This is a genomic window from Desulfobaculum bizertense DSM 18034 (assembly GCF_900167065.1).
GTDB lineage: Bacteria > Desulfobacterota > Desulfovibrionia > Desulfovibrionales > Desulfovibrionaceae > Desulfobaculum > Desulfobaculum bizertense.
On sequence record NZ_FUYA01000006.1, the window covers coordinates 71,606 to 89,840 of the forward strand.

Sequence of the window (18,235 nt, forward strand, 5' to 3'; positions counted from 1 at the left end):
CAGCATCAGCATACCTCACAAGCCGAGGCCCTCTTCACTGACGCAAATCTTCTATGTCCATTAAGCCTTTCAAAATCACTCACCACTCTGTCCTTTCTGCGGTTGCCGCCGCAGAACTATGCACGTTTCATACGAGTTACCCTCCTTTACAGAAAACACACCGGGCTTTTGCCTCAACGAATCGACAAAGTATGAAAAATGCCCACGAGCATTCTTCTGGTCCGCTCTAGGGCATATGTCTTACGCATGTCGTTTCCCACATTCGTTTAGGCGATATTCATCGACAGAAAAAAATATTTTCTTAGCGGTCCTTGTGTTTTTATTGAAGTTTTTTTGTCTAACCCTTGGGGGTATTCACATTTTTTATGTTTCTCAAGAAAATTATTTTGGTCCAACTGCACAAAAAAAGCCCCCATTTTGGGGGCTTTTTTATTCCATCCTGTGTGAGGACCTAGCTAAGGCACTGAGCAAGTACGGGGGCAAAAAGTACATTACTCAGGCCGGCCAAAATCATCACAAGGCTGGCAATGGCGCCTTCCTGATGTCCAATGGTCTGAGCCTGCGCCACTCCTGCGCCATGCGCACCCATTCCAAAGAGTGCGCCTTTTGCAAGGCTGGAGTGAAGAGGGAGGACTGCCAGCATAATTTGTCCAAGAGCTGCTCCAAACACACCTGTCAGCACAACAAAAACGGCTGTCAAATCTGGAGCGCCGCCAATATCGCCCGACACGGACATGGCGAATGGCGTACTAATGGACCGAGGCATCAAACTCAGTTTCAAAACATCTGAAAGGCCAAGGAGCTGAGAGAGGCCCCATGCAGAGGCCAGGGCAATGGCATCACCGATAACAACACCAACCAGCAAAATGAGCCAGTAGCGACGAATCAGGCTGCGCTGCTCAAAAATGGGCAGAGCAAATGCCACGGTCACAGGGCCAAGCATGGTGACCAGCCAGTGCGTCCCTGCAATGTATTCGCGATAGCCAACGCCCAGCGCCAGGGCAAGCGCAATGAGCATAAAGGGGGCCGATGCTAGCGGAGAGGTCCACCAGCGTGGCTTTCTGCGATATACACAGCGGGCACACCAGTACAAAACAATCGTCGCCACGGACCAGAAGGCTCCCTTGAGCAAGGGAGACAGTGAAAAGAAACTATTCAGCATGACGACGACTCATTCTGCAACACAGGTCAACGGTGAGAGCGGTTCCAGCCATAACCATCATTGTACCGACAAGCACGGCGGCAAGGAGTTTGAGGCCCATAATGCCCAAAAACTCCTGATGGTCGAGAACGGCAAGCACGGCCGGAACAAAAAAGAGGAGCATGTCCCCAAGGAGCCAGTTGGCGCCACGACGTACCGAGAGGGTGCTCAGTCTGCCACTTGCCAGCAGAGCGAGCACAATAATCAGACCAATAACGCCGCCGGGAACCGGGAGCTGAGCTGAGCTGCTCATAATTTCTCCCAAGCCCCAAAAAGCCATAAGAAGAGCACCCTGCACAAGGCGGCTCTGATGAGTAAACTTTCTGACGAGGACTGATTCTTTACGAAATGGCATAATAACTCCTTCGCGCTGATGTGCGCGTGAGCAATCCTTGTATGCACCTCTCGATGATGTGTAAAATGAATTGACAGAATCTAAACTATTCCTCAAAAGAATAGTTATGGAATTTCGTAATCTCCTCGCCCTTGTGGAAGTGGTGCAGCAAGGTGGTTTTTCCGCTGCTGCCAGCGTTTTGTTCACATCTCAGTCCAATGTGAGCAAGGCCGTCCGCCAGCTCGAAGATGAGCTTGGGGTCACGCTTTTGGACCGGAACGGACACTCCAGCACTCTGACTGATGCTGGAGAAATTGTTTTTCGCCGTGCTCAGCACATTCTTGCTTCCAGCGAGGATATGATGGGCGAACTGGACGAGCTTCGAGGTCTGCGCCGAGGAATACTGCGGCTCGGCCTGCCACTCTTTGGGAGTAGTGTGCTTTTTGCGCCTGCCTTTGCGCAGTTTCGGACCCTGTACCCGGGTATCAAAATTACGCTGGTGGAGCATGGAAGCAAACGCCTTGAGGAACTGCTGATGCGTGGTGAAATTGACCTCGCAGCATCACTCATGCCGGTGTCACCGGAATTTGAATGGCAGGATGTTCGAAATGAACAGCTTGTTGTGCTCTTGCAGGAGACACATCCTTTTGCCCGGTATGACGCGGTTCAGCTTCTGGATTTACATGATGAGCCATTTATTTTCTTTGCCGAAGACTTTGCGCTCAATCAGGTCATCATGCGGAGTTGCGCACGACGCGGGTTCAAGCCCAAAGTTGCGGCCCGAAGCGGGCAAATTGATTTCATACTGGGGCTGGCAAGGGCAGGACTTGGGCTGGCAATTTTGCCAAAGCTCATGGCTGACCAGAGAATGCGCTCCGGCCTGACCTATGTTCCGCTGAATGAACCGGGGCTGAGCTGGCACATTGGGCTTATCTGGCGAAAAGGCGGATATTTGCCACATGCGGCCCGCGCATGGCTTGAACTGGTGCAGACAATCCACACAGAGGACGAGTAAGCGCCTGTTTTCGCGTTTATTCTTCTGAGGAATACATAAAAAAAGGCCCTCCATATGGAGGGCCTTTTGTCGTTATTCAAACTTAGTTCTGAGGAGTCTCAGGCTTCTTTTTGCGACGGCGGCGAGGACGGCGGCGCTTTGCGCCGTCCGCATTCTGGCGGCGATCACCGGAACGCTCCCGACGCTGGTCTTTCCGCGAATCAGAGCGCTGATCCTTCCGCTGATCTGAACGATCATCAGAGGACTTTTCACCCTGCGGCTTGCGGCGACCATCATGGCGCTGACGCTGGTCCTGACCAGAGGACTCAGGACGGCGCTTGCGGCGGCGAGAATTTCCAGAAGAACGGCGCTTCTGCTGTCCGCCCTGTGAGGAGCGGCGGGACTCAGGCTGAGGCGTAGCCTCTTCCTGCTCGACCTGCGGCAGGGCCGGAGTACCGTGCAGGGATTCCTGATACAGCTCGTCCAAAAGCATGGCCATAAGCGGCACGAGGTCTTCGTGCTTGCTCAGGGAATCCACAAGCGGCTCAAAGCGGCGCAGGCGTTCCTGCTTCACGTTATCCAGCTCGCGGAAACGGGCTTCCAGCATGGCTGTCACACGGTTGCCAACCTCAAGAGCCAGATCTTCATCCGTGGGCAGCTCGTGCTGCTCAAGGTTGATGCCATAGGTTTTGGCAATGCGGCCAAGGGCCAGACGCTCCATGACGTCGACCAGAGAAATGACCATGCCAGATGCACCAGCTCGGCCAGTGCGGCCTGCGCGGTGAATATAGACTTCATGGTCTTCCGGCGGCTCGTACATAAACACGTGCGAGATGTCGGGAATGTCGATGCCTCGTGCGGCCACGTCTGTGGTCACGAGGAAACGAAGATTGCCACTGCGCATACGGGTCAGCACCCGCTCGCGCTTGGACTGCGTCAGGTCACCAGAGAGTTCGTCCGCATCGTAACCAAAGCGCTGGAGCACCGTAGTCAGGTAGTGGACGTGCTGCTTGGTGTTACAGAAAATAAAACCAGTTGCCGGATTCTCCAGCTCAATGATGCGCACAAGGGCACGATCTTTTTGCATGGCCGGGCAGCTGTAATAGACATGTGGCGTTTCCGTCAGGTGAACCTGCTCGCTGGACAGCGACAGAATCTGCGGACGGTCCATGAACTCACCAGCCAGACGCAGCACATGCGGCGGATAGGTGGCGGACGTCATGAGCATGCTGATGTCCCGACGGGGCAGGAAACTCTGCACTTCCTTCATGTCTGGGTAGAAGCCAATGGACAGCATCCGGTCAGCTTCATCAAAGACCAGCGTATCAATGCCCTTGAGGTTCAGAGAGCCACGCAGCAGGTGATCGAGGACACGGCCGGGTGTTCCCACCACAACGTGTGCGCCTTTGCGGAAAGAATCAATCTGCGCCTTGTAGCTGGAGCCACCAAAGACGGCCACAACACGAGCACCAGTCTCGCCAAAAAGCTGTTCAAACTGCTCGGCAACCTGCTGGGCAAGTTCACGCGTAGGAACCAGCACCAGAGCCTGGCACTCAGCGCGTTCAATCTCGATACGCTGCATGATCGGCAGGGCAAAGCAGCCAGTCTTGCCGCTTCCTGTTCGAGACTGAATCATCAGGTCACGACCAGCCAAAAGATACGGAATAGCCTTGGCCTGAACGGGCATCAGGGTTGTCCAGCCAGCACGCAGGCAGGCTTCGCGCAGGTCTTCGGGAAGCTCTTCAAAACTCAGCTCAGGCAGAGCTTCATCTTCGGGCACTTCCTTGACTTCGTGCGAATGCTCTTTTTCTGGAGCGGGAGCGTTCTCAGCGGCCGGAGCCTCTGGAGCTGCCTCTTCTTCTGAAACAGCGTCGCTCTGCGGTGCTTCTGCGTGCTCTTCTGGAGCAGACTCAGCTGCTGCGTCCTGAGAATCTTCACCTGTCGAAACTTCTGGCTCAACCGGAGCCTCAGCTTTCGGCTCAGCACCCACAGTCTCAGCAGCTTCAGCCATCTGGTCAAAACTCCGCTCAAGGCTCGTCTCAAAAGGAGCAGCTTCTTCAGAAGCGGTGCTTTCCTCTTCGAGTGCGGGCACGGGCTGGCTTTCCAGAACGGCCTGCTCTTCACGTTCACCAGCAGCAAGACTCTTCTGCTCATTCAAAACTGGCTCAGAGCTTTCCCGGGAATCTTCAGACTGCGATTCAGGAGCATCCTGAACGTCTGCGTCCTGTGCTACGCGAGCTTCAGCGCGGCGCTCCTGCTCTTTTTTACTCCTGCGCGGAGAACGGCGGGTGCGCTTTTTCTTAGGCTTTTCTTCGTCAGTCTGCTGAGCGGCTTCGCGCTGTTCTGCGGACTGGGCGCCTTCTGCGGCGGGAGCAGTCTTGCGAGAACGGCGACGACGCGGGCGACGCGTTTTGGATTCGCGCTCTTCCTGCTCATCCTGCGTGTCATCATCAAAATTTAAACCAAGAGCAGCAGGATCATAATGGGCAACGCCTTCATCAAGGCCTTCGCCTGCATGCGGTCCTTTGCTCAGGCTCTTCTTGGGCTGGCTTGGCTTCTGCGGAGAAGGAGAGCTGCTTTTTGCAGTCCGGCGGTTCGTCTTGGCCCGGCCTCGGGTCTTGGCGCTTTCGCCGTCCTTCTTGGCGGCCTTTGCAGGACGCGATGCCTCGGACTTTTCCTCAGCCTCAGCCTTTTCCTGCGCTTTTTTCCGCTTTTCTGCTGTCTGGGCCTGAATGGTTTCAGGATCTTTCACATTTTTGCGGCGGCGACGCTGGGGGCGACGGCGCTGGGGGCGGGACTCGGCATCTGCGGAGTCAGCAGCTTCTGCGGCGGGGCGAGATGGACGGCGGCGCTTTGCAGAAGTCTTTTTCTTCTGCTCTACCTTTTCGGCCTGTTCCTTCTGCTCATTCTTGGAAGAGGATCGCTCCTCTTTCTTCTTGGGAGATTCTTTTTTCTTGTCGTTTTTTTTGGAAGCGCCGCGCTTTACCGGGCCAATTCCAAAAATGCTTGAGGTCTCACTCATGAAACACGTTTCCTCGTAGACGTTGTCGTCATCGCGAAGCCGTGGAGCACCAGACAGTACACTTCTGTGGTCTTCCTGCGAAATATTGTTTGACCGAACGTTTCCCACGCTATTTCCGGGTCAGGATGTTCGGGCCGGGCGGGTCAGTACGCCGCCGGGCTTCAGGAAGCAGTCTGTCAGGGACTGGGCTTCTGCATTACGGCCTGCTCTCACGTTCTTTTCGCGGGGGCCGCAGCTCTTGTTACTGGACGTCGTTACGGACAGGGGCGATGTCCAGACTGTCAACTTATTCTACTACCCTGCCCGCACACAATGCCGGCAGTTGACAGTCTTCGGGCCTGCGGCATCTCAGTATGTGCCAGCAGCCCGGGAGCAAAACGCTCAGGAGCGGTATAGGAGCGTCCAAGCCCTGTACCCGGCTTTCCAAACCCGCAAGGTATCCCGGTTGGTTTGCGGGGAGCTGTTTTGCTGTGCTTTTTTTGCGGTCGAATGAAAAAAATTCCCTCCCGCAAGGTGCAAGCCTAGCACATTCCAGAAATCAGGAATACTGGGCAAAACATTTTTTCCTGCGTTCCCGGTGCAAAAGGCACAAAAAAACGCGCACAAAAATGTGCTGCACGGTGCTGGCTTGTCATAAATTCTCAAAAAGCAGAGGGCCTGTGTACCTGAAAAGGAGACTCTTGTTGAGTTTTTTCAGACTGATAGACCAGCTTTGTTTGGCAAGCTGGAACGCCATACCGAAAAAAAGGCACTTGAGGCCAAGACACAGGCAAAGGCAAGAATACACGTTCTCTACAGCATAGGCTCAGAGGCCCAAAGAGAAAATCAGAGAGGCTTGCTCGGCACGGCTCTGGTGAAGGAATACATTCCGGGGCATATTGTCAAGTTCCAAGCTCATACTGAATGAAATTTGTCACCATTTCTTTTCCGTTTTTCTGCTACTACATGAGGGGGCGCACGTAAAAAAGCCCCCGCCTCACTGCATCTATCGCCCAAAGCGATGCATAAAACGATGGTCGATAAAATCTTTGACGCGAAACGCAAGTTTTCCACCAAGGACAAGACCAGCTTTTTGCAGAATGCCTGTTCCATCTCCCAGATTAAACACCAAAAGATAGTCTCCTCCCGGCCGGAACTCTTCCAGTTCTCCCCCCGTCAGGGCAGCGTACAGATTTTTGACAAGCACCGCATGCTGACGCACCGCATAGACCCCAACTTTGTTGAGCGGGAACGGTTCAAAATACAGACAGTCACCGCCTGCAAAAATATCTGGATTCGAAACGCTTTGCAAAAATCTGTTCACCCGCAAACCACCATCCGGCCCAACCGCAAGGCCAGAATACTCCATGAGCTTTGGCGGACGTACGCCAAGGGCCATCACCATGAGCTGCCCAGAGACAACCCGCCCATTTTCCAGAGTCACGCCACCCTGTCCAAGCTCGGCCACATAGCCGGACTCATGAACCTTGATTCCTCGCCTGTTGAGTGAATGCCGCGCTTTTTTGCGAGCCCGCCCCGACAGTTCAGACAAAAAGCGCCGCCCGGCAAGAATCCGAATACACGGCAGGCTTCCGCCTTTTCGCGCAAAAATCTCCTGCGCAGCTCCATGCAGATTGCCCGCAATTTCGAGCGAAGCCGGGCCACCGCCAAGCACAAGCACCTCTGCCTTGCCCCGCTGCATGAGCTGCTCCAGCCTCTCACGAACCCGATACAGGTTGGAGATCGGTTTCACCGGATACAAATCTGGAATCTTTTCTGGTGGAGTTTCACCGGGCCAGGGGATTTCACTCCCCACGTTCAGGCTCAGCACGTCATAGCCCAAAATAGAACCAGACGAGAGGTGAACAGAACGGGCCGTAGGGTCAATGCGAATGACCTTGTCTGCAATAAACTCCGCCCCGGCATCCCGTGTCATCTGCGCCACAGGAAAACTTATCTCTGCTGGAGAATACTGCCCGCTCAGCACCCCCGGTCCCATTCCAGAATAGGGGTGCAGCTCATCCGGGCTGACGACTGTGACCGAAATATCGTGCGACAAAAACATTTTCAGTTTTGCCAGCACAGCCACATGTGCGTGCCCTGCTCCGGCAAGAATCAGGCGTTTGCTCATGGTCCTTTCCTTTCCACAAAATAGAGAAGCGTGTATCCTCTTATACATATACCCTGCAAAAAAGGGGAGTTCAACGTGAAAGAAGGAGCGCCTCATGCAACAAGCATGTGCCAATAATGCTGGCCTTTATGACGACACACAGACAGAAACCATTCGCCTCGGCATTGCCAAATGTTTGCTTGGTGAGCCTGTGCGCTATGACGGCGGGCACAAGCTCGACCGCTACCTCCGCGATGTTCTGGGAAAATTCGTTGAATTCGTCCCGGTCTGTCCAGAAGTTGAATGCGGCATGCCCATCCCGCGCGAAGCTGTCCGCCTTGTTGGCGACCCGCAAAAGCCGCATCTCGTAGGTCGCGACTCCGGTGAAGACTGGACCGAGCAAATGCAAAACTGGGGCAAAGAGCGACTCAGGGAAATGGAAAAAGAGGGGCTGTGTGGCTATATTTTCAAATCCCGCTCCCCATCAAGCGGCATGGAACGCATCAAGGTCTTTCAGGCCAATGGCCAGCCGCTCTATACCGGCGTTGGCATGTGGGCCGACATGGTCATGAAACATTTCCCGCTCCTGCCCTTTGAAGACGACGGCCGCCTGCATGACATGGGCCTTCGGGAAAACTTCATTAAACGCATTTTTATCCTCAAGCGCTGGCGAGACATGCTCGCTAACGGCAAGACCCTTGGAAATCTTGTAAAGTTTCACAGCCAGCACAAGCTGCTCATTCTGTCCCATAATCAGGAAATCTACCGTGAAATGGGGCAACTTGTAGCGCAGGGCAAAGAGATGGACCCCGAAGAACTCTTTTGCACCTACCTCCAGCAGCTCACGGCCGCGCTCTCCAAACGGGCCAGCGTCAAAAATCATGTGAATGTCCTCTTCCACATGATGGGACATTTCAAGGATGAGCTTTCCGCAGAAGAAAAGCAGGAACTCAAGGAACTGATTGAACAGTATTCCAGTGGCATGCTTCCGTGGGTTGCTCCGCTGACCCTCATAAACCACTACGTTCGCAAGTATAAAAACGACTACCTCATGGAGCAGTTTTACCTGCATCCTCACCCTTTGGAACTGAGGCTGCTTTTCCATGCCTGAACACGCAGATCATCCCTATACCGTGGCTGTGCTGGGAGCGACCGGATACATTGGCGGACGGCTTGTCCCCCGCCTGCTGGAGCGAGGCTACCGGGTCCGGGCCATTGCCCGCTCTGCCTACAAGCTCCAGTGCCGCCCATGGGGCCAGCACAAAAATCTGGAAATCGCGGCCGCAGATGTTCTGGACCGCAGCTCTCTCAAAAAAGCCCTGACTGGCGTCCGGGTTGCCTATTATCTTGTGCACTCCATGCAGCCCGACCAGAGTGACTTTGCCGAGGCAGACCGAAGTGCAGCGCAGAACATGGCAGAACTTGCCGAAGAGCTTGGACTAGAGCGCATTCTCTATCTTGGCGGTCTTGGCAACGAAACAGATCCAGAGCTTTCGCACCACCTGCGCTCGCGCATAGAAACCGGACACATCCTCAAGCGGGGCCGGGTTCCGGTCACCTGCTTCCGCGCTGCCATGATCCTTGGTTCAGGAAGCGCGTCCTTTGAAATCATGCGCTACCTCGTGGACCGTTTGCCCATCATGCTGACTCCAAGCTGGGTGCGAACCCTCAGCCAGCCCATCGCGGTCCGGGACGTTCTGGGCTACCTCGAAGGCGCGCTGGAATGTCCGGAAACAACAGGGCAGACGTATGACATTGGCGGGCCTGACGTCCTGAGCTACGAAGAAATTTTCCATATTTATGCCAAAGAAGCTGGCCTGCACAAACGGCTCATCATTCCTGTCCCCTTTTTCTCACCCACGCTCTCCTCACTCTGGATTCATATCATTACGCCTGTTCCGGCAAGCCTAGCCCGCCCCCTTGCCAAGGGGCTTCGCTCCACTGTTGTCTGCGAGGATAACCGTATCCGCGAGCTGCTCCCGCGCCAGCTTTTGACGGTACAGCAGGCCATCCACTTTGCGCTGGAACGCATCCGGCAGCACCGAGTCGAAAGCTGCTGGATGGATGCCGGAGAACTCCAGCCCCCGGAATGGATTTCCTGCGGTGATGCCCACTATGCTGGCGGCACTATCCTTGAGAGTAACCACCGGGTGCGGCTGGCCTGTGCTCCAGAAAACGTCTGGAAAACCGTCAAGAGCATTGGCGGAGAGCGCGGCTGGTACTACGGAGAATTTCTCTGGAAGCTCCGGGGAATTGCAGACAGGCTCATAGGTGGGGTTGGGCTAAGGCGTGGACGCCGGGACCCGGAAGATCTCCTTCCCGGCGATGTCCTCGACTTTTGGCGGGTCACGGTGGTGGAAGAAAATTCCCGGCTCCAGCTCCTTGCCGAAATGAAACTTCCGGGCGAGGCCATGCTACAGTTTTCCATCACTCCCCAGATTGACGGCAATACAGAGCTGTCCCAGATTGCCCGTTTTCTTCCGCGCGGACTTTGGGGCATGATTTACTGGTATTCTCTCTATCCCCTTCACGGCTGGCTTTTTAGCGGAATGCTTGGCAAAATTGCTGAACTCACAGGCTGCGAAATTCTGTCCGGCCCCGAGAGCTTTACCCAGAGTGCCTCTATGTGCACTTTGCCTTTTGTTCCAGAAACCCAGCAACACGAACAGCCTCAAACCCAGCCTCTCAAAGGAGAACGCTGAATGTACGACGTTCACCACGCCCGCGTAGAGACAATACGCGAGGGCGAAACCGGGAAAGGTCCCGTTATATACTGGATGAGCCGCGAGCAGCGCGCTCACGACAACTGGGCACTGTTTCATGCCCACAGCCTTGCAGCACAGCACAAGCGACCTCTTGGGGTTGTCTTCTGCCTTGCCAAGGGTTTTCTGGAAGCAACACGCCGTCAGTATGACTTCATGCTGCGCGGTCTGGAAGAAACAGCGCAGGAGCTAGACAATCTGTCCATTCCCTTTACCGTGCTCAAAGGGGACGCGCCGTCTGTGCTCCCCGGATTCCTGAATGAACTGGATGTCTGCACACTGGTGACAGACTTTGACCCGCTGCGCATCAAGCAGGAATGGCAAAAGCAGATTGCCTCGGCAGTCAGCATTCCCATTTTTGAAGTGGATGGGCACAACGTGGTGCCCTGTCGAAACGTCTCGGACAAACAGGAATATGCGGCGTACACCATTCGCCCCAAAATCCACAAAAAACTGGATGAATTTCTGGAACCATTTCCCAAACTGGTCCCGCCATCACACAGTGGGCTGGTTCTCCCCACGCCCGACTTTGCCGCACTCCATCGCTGGGTGGATGTTGATGAGAGCGTTGCTCCAGTCTGTGACGTCATCCCAGGAAGCGCTGCGGCCCAGGAACGACTCGATGATTTTCTGGCGGCAACTCTTCCGGTCTATGAGCCAGAGCGCAACAACCCAACACTGGAAGGCGTATCCCGACTTTCTCCCTATCTGCATTTTGGGCAAATAGCTCCGCAGCGGGTGACACTGGACACCGCAGAGCACCCCGGCAATGCAGCCGGGAAAGAAGCCTTTCTGGAACAGCTCATTGTCCGGCGTGAACTCACTGACAACTTCTGCCTGCATAACCCGCAGTACGACAGCATTGATGGTGGCCCGGAATGGGGCCTTGAGACGCTGCTCAAGCATGAGGATGACCACCGGGAATACAGCTACTCCCGCGAGGAACTGGAGCAGGCCAAGACCCATTCTCCGCTCTGGAATGCGGCTCAGCTCCAGATGGTCAACACCGGATACATGCACAACTACATGCGTATGTACTGGGCCAAAAAAATTCTGGAATGGACCAGTTCCCCTGAGGAAGCCGTGAAAATCGCCCTGTACCTGAATAATCGCTATGAACTGGATGGACGAGACCCGAACGGCTATGTGGGCGTGCTCTGGGCCATCACAGGCGTACACGACAGACCGTGGCGCGAACGCGATATTTATGGCTCCATCCGCTACATGAATTCCAACGGCTGCCGCCGCAAGTTCAAGGTGGACACCTACATTAAGCAGTATGGAAACCGCCCGGAGCAATGTAGCCTGCTCTAAAAAAGCAAAGCCCCCCAGCACAGCGCCGGGGGGCTTTTTTTGAGGACCACAAGGCTCTCATTGATCCCAGTTTATCCTTTGAAAAATCTCAGCCGCAAGGCATTACTCACGACAGTCACCGAAGAGCAGGCCATTGCTGTTCCCGCAATCATGGGGTTCAGGGTCGGGCCGCCAAAGATGTGCAAGACACCAGCGGCAACCGGAATACCCAAGGAGTTAAATGCAAAGGCCCAGAACAGGTTCTGCCGGATATTTTGCATCACGGCATGCGAAAGCTTGAGCGCTGTCAGCACGGACTGGAGCGAGCTGCGGACCAGCACCACATCGCCAGACTCGACGGCAACGTCGATACCTGAACCCATAGCAATACCGCAGTCAGCCTGCGCAAGGGCCGGGGCGTCATTTACGCCATCGCCAACCATTGCGACTTTCTTTCCCTGCGCCTGAAACTCTTTGACCACCTTGGCCTTGTCTTCGGGCAAAACGCGCGCCCGCAGTTCTGTAATGACTGCACGACGAGCCACAGCCTTGGCTGTGGCCTCAGCGTCACCCGTAAGCATAACGACCTGCACACCGCGCTGCGTCAGCTCCTGAACAACTGCCGGAGCCTCTTCCCGCAGCGTATCCGCAACCCCCAAAAGGGCGCGAAGCGCCCCGCCGCTCGCCACAAAAAGCACTGTTCGGGCTTCTTCGGCAAGCGCATTGATCGTACGCTGTGCCTCTTCAGTCTCAAGCCCGGTCACTGCGTGCTCTTCCATAAGCAGACGGTTGCCCACAAACAGCGTTTCACCCAGAACCTGCGCCTCCAGACCTCGGCCTGTATGCGCGGTAAAGGCGTCAACAGTGGGCAAAGTCAGCCCCTTTTCCTTGGCTGCGTCCACCATTGCCAAAGCAAGCGGATGCTCGGACTGGGATTCTGCTGCCGCGACCGCTGCAAGGAGCGTGTCGGCATCAACTCCAGCCTCTGGCATCAGCTCGCAGTCTGTAAGCTTTGGCGTGCCGTGGGTCAGGGTGCCTGTCTTGTCAAAAATAATGGTCTGAATGCCTTCCACAGTCTGGAGCGCCGTGCCGTTTTTGACCAACACGCCAAGCTGTGCGCCACGCCCCGTCCCGACCATGATGGAGGTCGGCGTTGCAAGGCCCATTGCGCAGGGACAGGCAATCACCATAACGGCAACAAAAATACGCAGGCTAAACGAAAAATCCGCGCCTGCAAAATACCAGAGCAGGCCAGAAACAATGGCAATGCTCATCACGGTTGGAACAAAAATCGCGCTAATTTTATCCGCAAGACTGGCAATAGGCGCCTTGGACCCCTGCGCCTCGCGAACCAGAGAAATGATGCGCGAGAGTGTTGTGTCACTGCCAACGCGGGTGGCCTTCATGGTCAGGGCGCCGGTTCCATTCATGGTGCCGCCAGTAAGCGAATCGCCTTCCTCTTTGGTCACAGGCAAAGACTCGCCAGTCAGCATGGATTCATCCACACCAGAGCGGCCAGAAACGACTTCGCCGTCCACAGGCACACGCTCGCCCGGACGCACAAGAATCACATCCCCCGGCTCAAGCTCGGAAGAAGGAACCTGTCGCTGCGTTCCGTCTGCCTCCACCAGCGTTGCCATGTCTGGCGTCAGCTGCATGAGCGAACGAATCGCGTCAGAGGTTCTGATTCTGGAGCGGGCTTCAAAGTATTTGCCAAGGGAAATCATGGCAATCAGCACAGCCGCAGACTCAAAATACAGATCCATGACCCGCGCCTGAACGTCTATGCCAAGAAAAATTTCAAAGGTATTCCACAGGCTGTAGATCAGGGCTGCGCCTGTTCCCATTGCCACCAGCGAGTCCATGTCTGGACTGCGGCGCACAAGATTTGGAATGCCCCGGATGTAAAAATGTCGGCCTGACCAGACGACAGGAAGCGTCAGCAAAAGCTGGGCAAGAGTAAACGCCTTGGGAGAGGTCGCTGGATCCAGCCATTCGGGAAGCGGCATGCCTGCCATGTGGCCCATCGACAAAATGAGCAGGGGCAAAGCAAAGGCAAAAGCCGGAACAAGCTGCTGCCCGGCTTTTTTCAACTCACCAAGTGCCCGCTGCCTGTTTTGTTCAAACAGGTCATCGCCAGCGCTTTCTGGCTCGGAACTGAAGCCAAGTTTGCTAATGGCCTCGCGAATCTGACGCTGCGAGGTCTTTTCCGAATCAAAAATAAAAGTTCCGGACTCGGCGGCAAGGCTCACTTCGGCCTTTTCCACGCCGTCCATTTTGCCCACGACCTTTTCGATACGCCCAGAGCAGGCAGCGCAGTGCATGCCCGTAATGGACAAATGAATGGTACGGTGCTCGCTGTCTTCCGGTTCCACAAGGGTAAAACCAAGCTTTTTGACCCGCCCGGCAAGGTCTTCAAACGAAACCTCTTTGGGGTCAAAACGCAGGTCCACAGTTTCCGCGGCAAGACTTACGTCGGCCTGTCCAACGCCATCGACCTTGTTCAGAACCTTTTCAACACGAGCAGAACATGCTGCGCAGTGCATGCCCTGCACGCCAGCAACAAGATGAGTCAATTCGCGATTCTTCGACTGTTCATCCGACATCAGTTTTCATTCCTTTTGCCGTACTCCGTACTTCGTGGCTCTGCCACGCAGGGCGGTTAACGTTTTTTCTCTCCAGACTGGCCGCAGGCGCAGGAAGACTGCGTCGTTTCCTTGCTTGCGGGATCATACACAGACAACTCGTCCTCAGGGCTGGAGGCAATGCCGCATCCGCCACTGCACCCGCTGCATCCACCAGCACTGTCGCAGCCACAACCACAACCGCCTGCTACTCCTTTTTTCGTGTAGCGACGGAACAAATATATAACAGCCAAGAGCAGAATAAAAACAACTGCTCCAATATCCCAAAAGTTTGTCATAGACCCTCCTCAGGCCTTATTTGTTATTTATGAAACTGAAATTCGTTTTCAATAACTAACGAGCGTTCTCCAGCAGGTCAAGGGGGCGTGCATAGAACAGAAAAAAACACCCGGAAATTCCTGACTCTTTTTTTCATTTTTTCCCACAGCACTCGGCTCGCCCCACTTGGCGCACCCTTCGTTCTCCTGTATGTTAAAAAGAACTCTTTGCTTTGCCCAGCCCCCCAGACGCCAAGGAGAACGCATGTCGCGCAAAAAAACGCTTCCAGCAGCCCAGAAGGACGACCCGCAGTGGTACAAGGACGCCATCATTTACGAGGTGCATGTCCGTGCCTTTCATGACAGCGATGGAGACGGCATTGGAGACTTTCGGGGACTCACGGAAAAGCTGGAATATTTGCAGGAGCTTGGAGTCACAGCTATCTGGCTTTTGCCATTTTTCCCTTCTCCACTCAAAGATGACGGCTATGACACCTCGGATTATCGCGACATTCACCCCCACTACGGAACCATGCGAGACTTTCGGGCCTTTTTGCGCGCAGCACATGCCCGGGGGCTACGGGTCATCACCGAGCTGGTGCTCAACCACACCTCGGACCAGCACCCCTGGTTCCAGCGCGCCCGCCACGCCAAACCCGGCAGCAGCGCCAGAGACTTCTATGTCTGGAGCAACACCCACAAGCTCTATGAAGAAGCGCGCATTATTTTTCAGGACTTTGAAAACTCCAACTGGACATGGGACGACACCGCAGAGGCCTATTACTGGCATCGCTTTTACTCACACCAGCCAGACCTGAACTATGACAATCCGCAGGTACGGCGAGTCATGATGCAAACCGTGGATTACTGGTTCCGGCAGGGCGTGGACGGTCTGCGCCTTGATGCCGTGCCCTACCTCTATGAACGGAGCGGCACCAACTGCGAAAATCTTCCTGAAACCTATGACTACCTGCGCCAGCTTCGGGCGCACATTGACGAAAAATTCGACGACAGAATGCTTCTGGCCGAGGCCAACCAGTGGCCCGAGGACGCCGTTGCCTACTTTGGCGATGACGACATGTGCCACATGGCCTTTCATTTTCCAATCATGCCGCGACTTTTCATGGCCGTTTACATGGAAGACCGCTATCCCATTCTGGACATTCTGGAACAGACCCCAGACATCCCGGACAAAAGCCAGTGGGCACTGTTCCTGCGCAACCACGACGAACTGACGCTCGAAATGGTCACCGACGAAGAGCGTGACATGATGTACCGCGTCTATGCCCGCGACCCGCAGATGCGCGTCAATCTGGGTATTCGCCGCCGCCTTGCGCCACTCATGAGCAATAACCGGCGCATGATTGAACTCCTGAACGCCCTGTTGCTCTCGCTCCCTGGAACCCCGGTGCTCTATTATGGCGACGAAATAGGCATGGGAGACAATATTTACCTTGGCGACCGCAACGCCGTGCGCACGCCCATGCAGTGGAGTGCGGACCGCAACGCGGGATTCAGCCGAGCCAATCCGCAGCAGCTCTATCTGCCCGTCAACATTGACCCCGGCTATCACTATGAAACCGTGAACGTGGAAGCCCAGTCTGCCAACCCGCATTCCCTGCTCTGGTGGACCAGACGCATCATTGCCCTGCGCCGCAGGCACAAGGCTTTTGGTCGGGGCAGCATCGAATTCCTGACCCCGGAAAACCGCAAGGTGCTCTGCTTTGTGCGCGAATATGACGGGGAAAGCATTCTGGTCATTGCCAATTTGTCCAAGCACGTGCAGTACGTGGAGCTGGACCTTTCTGCCTATCCCGGGCTCACGCCTGTCGAACTCTTTGGCAACACGGAATTCCCACAGATTGGCTCCCGCCCCTATCCCATTACAGTGAGCGGGCACGCCTTTTACTGGTTTAGCCTCGCTTCTGCCCAAAGCGACGAAATGCAGCACAGCGCCAAGGACACACTCCCGCAGCTCCTTTGTCCTGAGCGCTGGGAGGATGTGTTTGGGGCAAAGCTCAAGCCGGAACTGGAGCAGCTTTTGCCGCGCCACATCCGCAAGCAGTCATGGTTCTGCCGCCAAAAGGGGCGCATTGCCAAAGCGAGCATTCAGGAACAGCTCACCGTCTCCAACATGAGCCCGCAGGCGTATATCTGTCTTGTCCATCTGGAATATAACAACGGCGACGAGGAGAACTATTCCCTGCCTCTCTGCTTTGCCACAGGAAGCCGCGCCCAGCGACTCAAGCGCGAAAAACCAGAAGCTCTTGTCAGTAGCCTGCACATCCAAAAAAGCGGCGAAAAGGGATTCCTCTTTGATGCCCTTGAGTCCCGGACCTTCTGCCTTGCCATGCTCGAAAACGTCCCCCGCAGCAGCTCTGGCCGGGGGCGCGGTCCCATCACCATCAGCAGCACCCGTGCCCTGCGCACGCTGGTGCAGGACCGCAGCTTTAACCTGCACGCCCCATCTGCCCGCGTGGACCAGAACAATACAGTGGTGCAGTTCAGCGATACCTTTATACTCAAGGTCTTTCGCCGCATAGACAGCGGTACAAGTCTGGAGCTGGAAATCGGCCGCTATCTCAAACGCAAAAACTTTGCCCAGTCTCCAGACATTGCCGGAGCCATTGAGTACCGCAGAAACCGCCACCAGTCCCCGGCAACACTGGCGGTACTGCTTCACTATGTCCCAAATCAGGGAACAGTCTGGCACTACATTCTGGACATGCTGCGCTCGGCCTTTGATCAGGCCCGAACAATGCGCGAACTGGACGAGCTAGAGCAGCCCCAGTCCCGCCACGAATTCACCACGCACGTGCCAGAACTGGTGCAGGAACTGTTTGGACCAGCCATTGAGCGCTTTTCCACACTTGGCAGCCTCACGGCACAGCTCCACAGTGCGCTTTCTTCTCCTGACCCGGAGCGAACAGACGAAAACGCATTCCAGCCAGAAAACTTTACCCGCCTCTACCAGCGTTCCCTGTATCAGGGCACCAGAAGCCGGGTGGGCCGCGTCTGGCCACGGCTCAAAAAACAGTACAGCGAACTGAGTCCACAGGCTCAGGAGACGGCCGACTGGGTGCTTGCACACAAAAGCGATGTCCAAAACTTCTACAAACAGCTCACCCAAACCCGGCTAGACGGACAGCGCATTCGCTGCCACGGGGACTATCACCTTGGGCACATCCTGCTTCAGGACCAAAGCTTTACCATCATCGACTTTGAGGGCGATCCCAGAAAGACCTATGGCGAACGCCGCATTCTACGCTCGCCGCTTCGGGACATTGCCAGCCTGCTCCGCTCAATGGACTACGCAGCCTTTGCCGCGCTCAAAACCTACATGGATCAGGGACTCTGCCCCGAAAGCAAACGCGAATCCCTGCTCTGCCTTGGTCGGCAGTGGCGCTACTGGAGTAGCTCAGCCTTCCTTGCCTCCTACATAGAAGGCATGAAAGGCAACCCAGCCGTGCCCAGTTCTCACAACAATTTCCTCATGCTGCTGGACGTTCTGCTGCTGGATCATGCGGTTATGGAACTGGCCGAAGATCTGGACAGCCGCCCAGACTGGGCGCTTGTGCCCCTTGCTGCCATCCGCAGCATCATCACCGGCACCCCCTGCCCCATGAGCAAAGAATAAG

11 protein-coding genes are annotated in these 18,235 nt (G+C 55.4%); 5 read left to right on the plus strand and 6 right to left on the minus strand.

Going from position 1 to position 18,235, the window contains the following annotated elements:
• Nucleotides 1-451: 451 nt before the first annotated feature.
• Together B5D23_RS09860 and B5D23_RS09865 are read right to left on the minus strand one after the other, a co-directional pair.
• Nucleotides 452-1,162, minus strand: a complete 711-nt coding sequence (locus B5D23_RS09860; protein WP_078685270.1) for an LrgB family protein — start codon at nt 1,160-1,162, stop codon at nt 452-454.
• Nucleotides 1,152-1,556 carry a CidA/LrgA family protein gene (locus B5D23_RS09865; protein WP_078685271.1) on the minus strand — a complete coding sequence of 135 codons (405 nt, stop codon included), beginning with the start codon at nt 1,554-1,556 and terminating at the stop codon, nt 1,152-1,154. Before B5D23_RS09865 ends, B5D23_RS09860 begins: the two co-directional genes overlap by 11 nt.
• Before the next feature lie 106 nt (nt 1,557-1,662).
• Here B5D23_RS09865 and B5D23_RS09870 point away from each other — a divergent pair, with 106 nt between their 5' ends.
• Nucleotides 1,663-2,550: a LysR family transcriptional regulator gene (locus tag B5D23_RS09870; RefSeq protein WP_078685272.1), complete on the plus strand. Its 888-nt coding sequence runs from the start codon at nt 1,663-1,665 to the stop codon at nt 2,548-2,550.
• 82 nt (nt 2,551-2,632) lie between these two features.
• Here the strand turns inward: B5D23_RS09870 and B5D23_RS15230 are convergent, their stop codons facing one another.
• Nucleotides 2,633-5,659 carry a DEAD/DEAH box helicase gene (locus B5D23_RS15230; protein WP_234985086.1) on the minus strand — a complete coding sequence of 1,009 codons (3,027 nt, stop codon included), beginning with the start codon at nt 5,657-5,659 and terminating at the stop codon, nt 2,633-2,635.
• 877 nt (nt 5,660-6,536) lie between these two features.
• Entirely contained in the window at nt 6,537-7,661 is a 1,125-nt protein-coding gene (locus B5D23_RS09885) for an NAD(P)/FAD-dependent oxidoreductase (protein ID WP_159445973.1), read from the minus strand.
• 94 nt (nt 7,662-7,755) lie between these two features.
• On the opposite strand from B5D23_RS09885, the gene B5D23_RS09890 reads away from it, so the two are divergent.
• Genes B5D23_RS09890 through B5D23_RS09900 form a run of 3 tightly spaced genes read left to right on the plus strand, consistent with a single transcriptional unit; the run spans nt 7,756 to nt 11,716 of the window.
• Entirely contained in the window at nt 7,756-8,751 is a 996-nt protein-coding gene (locus tag B5D23_RS09890) for a YbgA family protein (RefSeq protein WP_078685275.1), read from the plus strand.
• Complete coding sequence (locus B5D23_RS09895; RefSeq protein ID WP_078685276.1) at nt 8,744-10,342, plus strand: SDR family oxidoreductase; 1,599 nt, start codon at nt 8,744-8,746, stop codon at nt 10,340-10,342. Before B5D23_RS09890 ends, B5D23_RS09895 begins: the two co-directional genes overlap by 8 nt.
• Nucleotides 10,343-11,716: a deoxyribodipyrimidine photo-lyase gene (locus tag B5D23_RS09900; RefSeq protein WP_078685277.1), complete on the plus strand. Its 1,374-nt coding sequence runs from the start codon at nt 10,343-10,345 to the stop codon at nt 11,714-11,716.
• Nucleotides 11,717-11,787: 71 nt separating this feature from the next.
• On the opposite strand, the gene B5D23_RS09905 is transcribed toward B5D23_RS09900, so the two are convergent.
• Complete coding sequence (locus B5D23_RS09905) at nt 11,788-14,301, minus strand: heavy metal translocating P-type ATPase (RefSeq protein ID WP_078685278.1); 2,514 nt, start codon at nt 14,299-14,301, stop codon at nt 11,788-11,790.
• 56 nt (nt 14,302-14,357) lie between these two features.
• Nucleotides 14,358-14,618: a hypothetical protein gene (locus tag B5D23_RS09910; protein WP_078685279.1), complete on the minus strand. Its 261-nt coding sequence runs from the start codon at nt 14,616-14,618 to the stop codon at nt 14,358-14,360.
• Between the two features lie 244 nt (nt 14,619-14,862).
• On the opposite strand from B5D23_RS09910, the gene treS reads away from it, so the two are divergent.
• Complete coding sequence (treS, locus tag B5D23_RS09920; RefSeq protein ID WP_078685281.1) at nt 14,863-18,234, plus strand: maltose alpha-D-glucosyltransferase; 3,372 nt, start codon at nt 14,863-14,865, stop codon at nt 18,232-18,234.
• Nucleotide 18,235: the final 1 nt, after the last annotated feature.

Excerpts from the sequence above, each read along its gene's own strand:
- B5D23_RS09860 (WP_078685270.1), bottom strand. The coding sequence starts at position 1,162 with ATGCTGAATAGTTTCTTTTCACTGTCTCCCTTGCTCAAGGGAGCCTTC.
- B5D23_RS09865 (WP_078685271.1), bottom strand. The coding sequence starts at position 1,556 with ATGCCATTTCGTAAAGAATCAGTCCTCGTCAGAAAGTTTACTCATCAG.
- B5D23_RS09870 (WP_078685272.1), top strand. The coding sequence starts at position 1,663 with ATGGAATTTCGTAATCTCCTCGCCCTTGTGGAAGTGGTGCAGCAAGGT.
- B5D23_RS09885 (WP_159445973.1), bottom strand. The coding sequence starts at position 7,661 with ATGAGCAAACGCCTGATTCTTGCCGGAGCAGGGCACGCACATGTGGCT.
- B5D23_RS09890 (WP_078685275.1), top strand. The coding sequence starts at position 7,756 with ATGCAACAAGCATGTGCCAATAATGCTGGCCTTTATGACGACACACAG.
- B5D23_RS09895 (WP_078685276.1), top strand. The coding sequence starts at position 8,744 with ATGCCTGAACACGCAGATCATCCCTATACCGTGGCTGTGCTGGGAGCG.
- B5D23_RS09900 (WP_078685277.1), top strand. The coding sequence starts at position 10,343 with ATGTACGACGTTCACCACGCCCGCGTAGAGACAATACGCGAGGGCGAA.
- B5D23_RS09905 (WP_078685278.1), bottom strand. The coding sequence starts at position 14,301 with ATGTCGGATGAACAGTCGAAGAATCGCGAATTGACTCATCTTGTTGCT.
- B5D23_RS09910 (WP_078685279.1), bottom strand. The coding sequence starts at position 14,618 with ATGACAAACTTTTGGGATATTGGAGCAGTTGTTTTTATTCTGCTCTTG.
- treS (WP_078685281.1), top strand. The coding sequence starts at position 14,863 with ATGTCGCGCAAAAAAACGCTTCCAGCAGCCCAGAAGGACGACCCGCAG.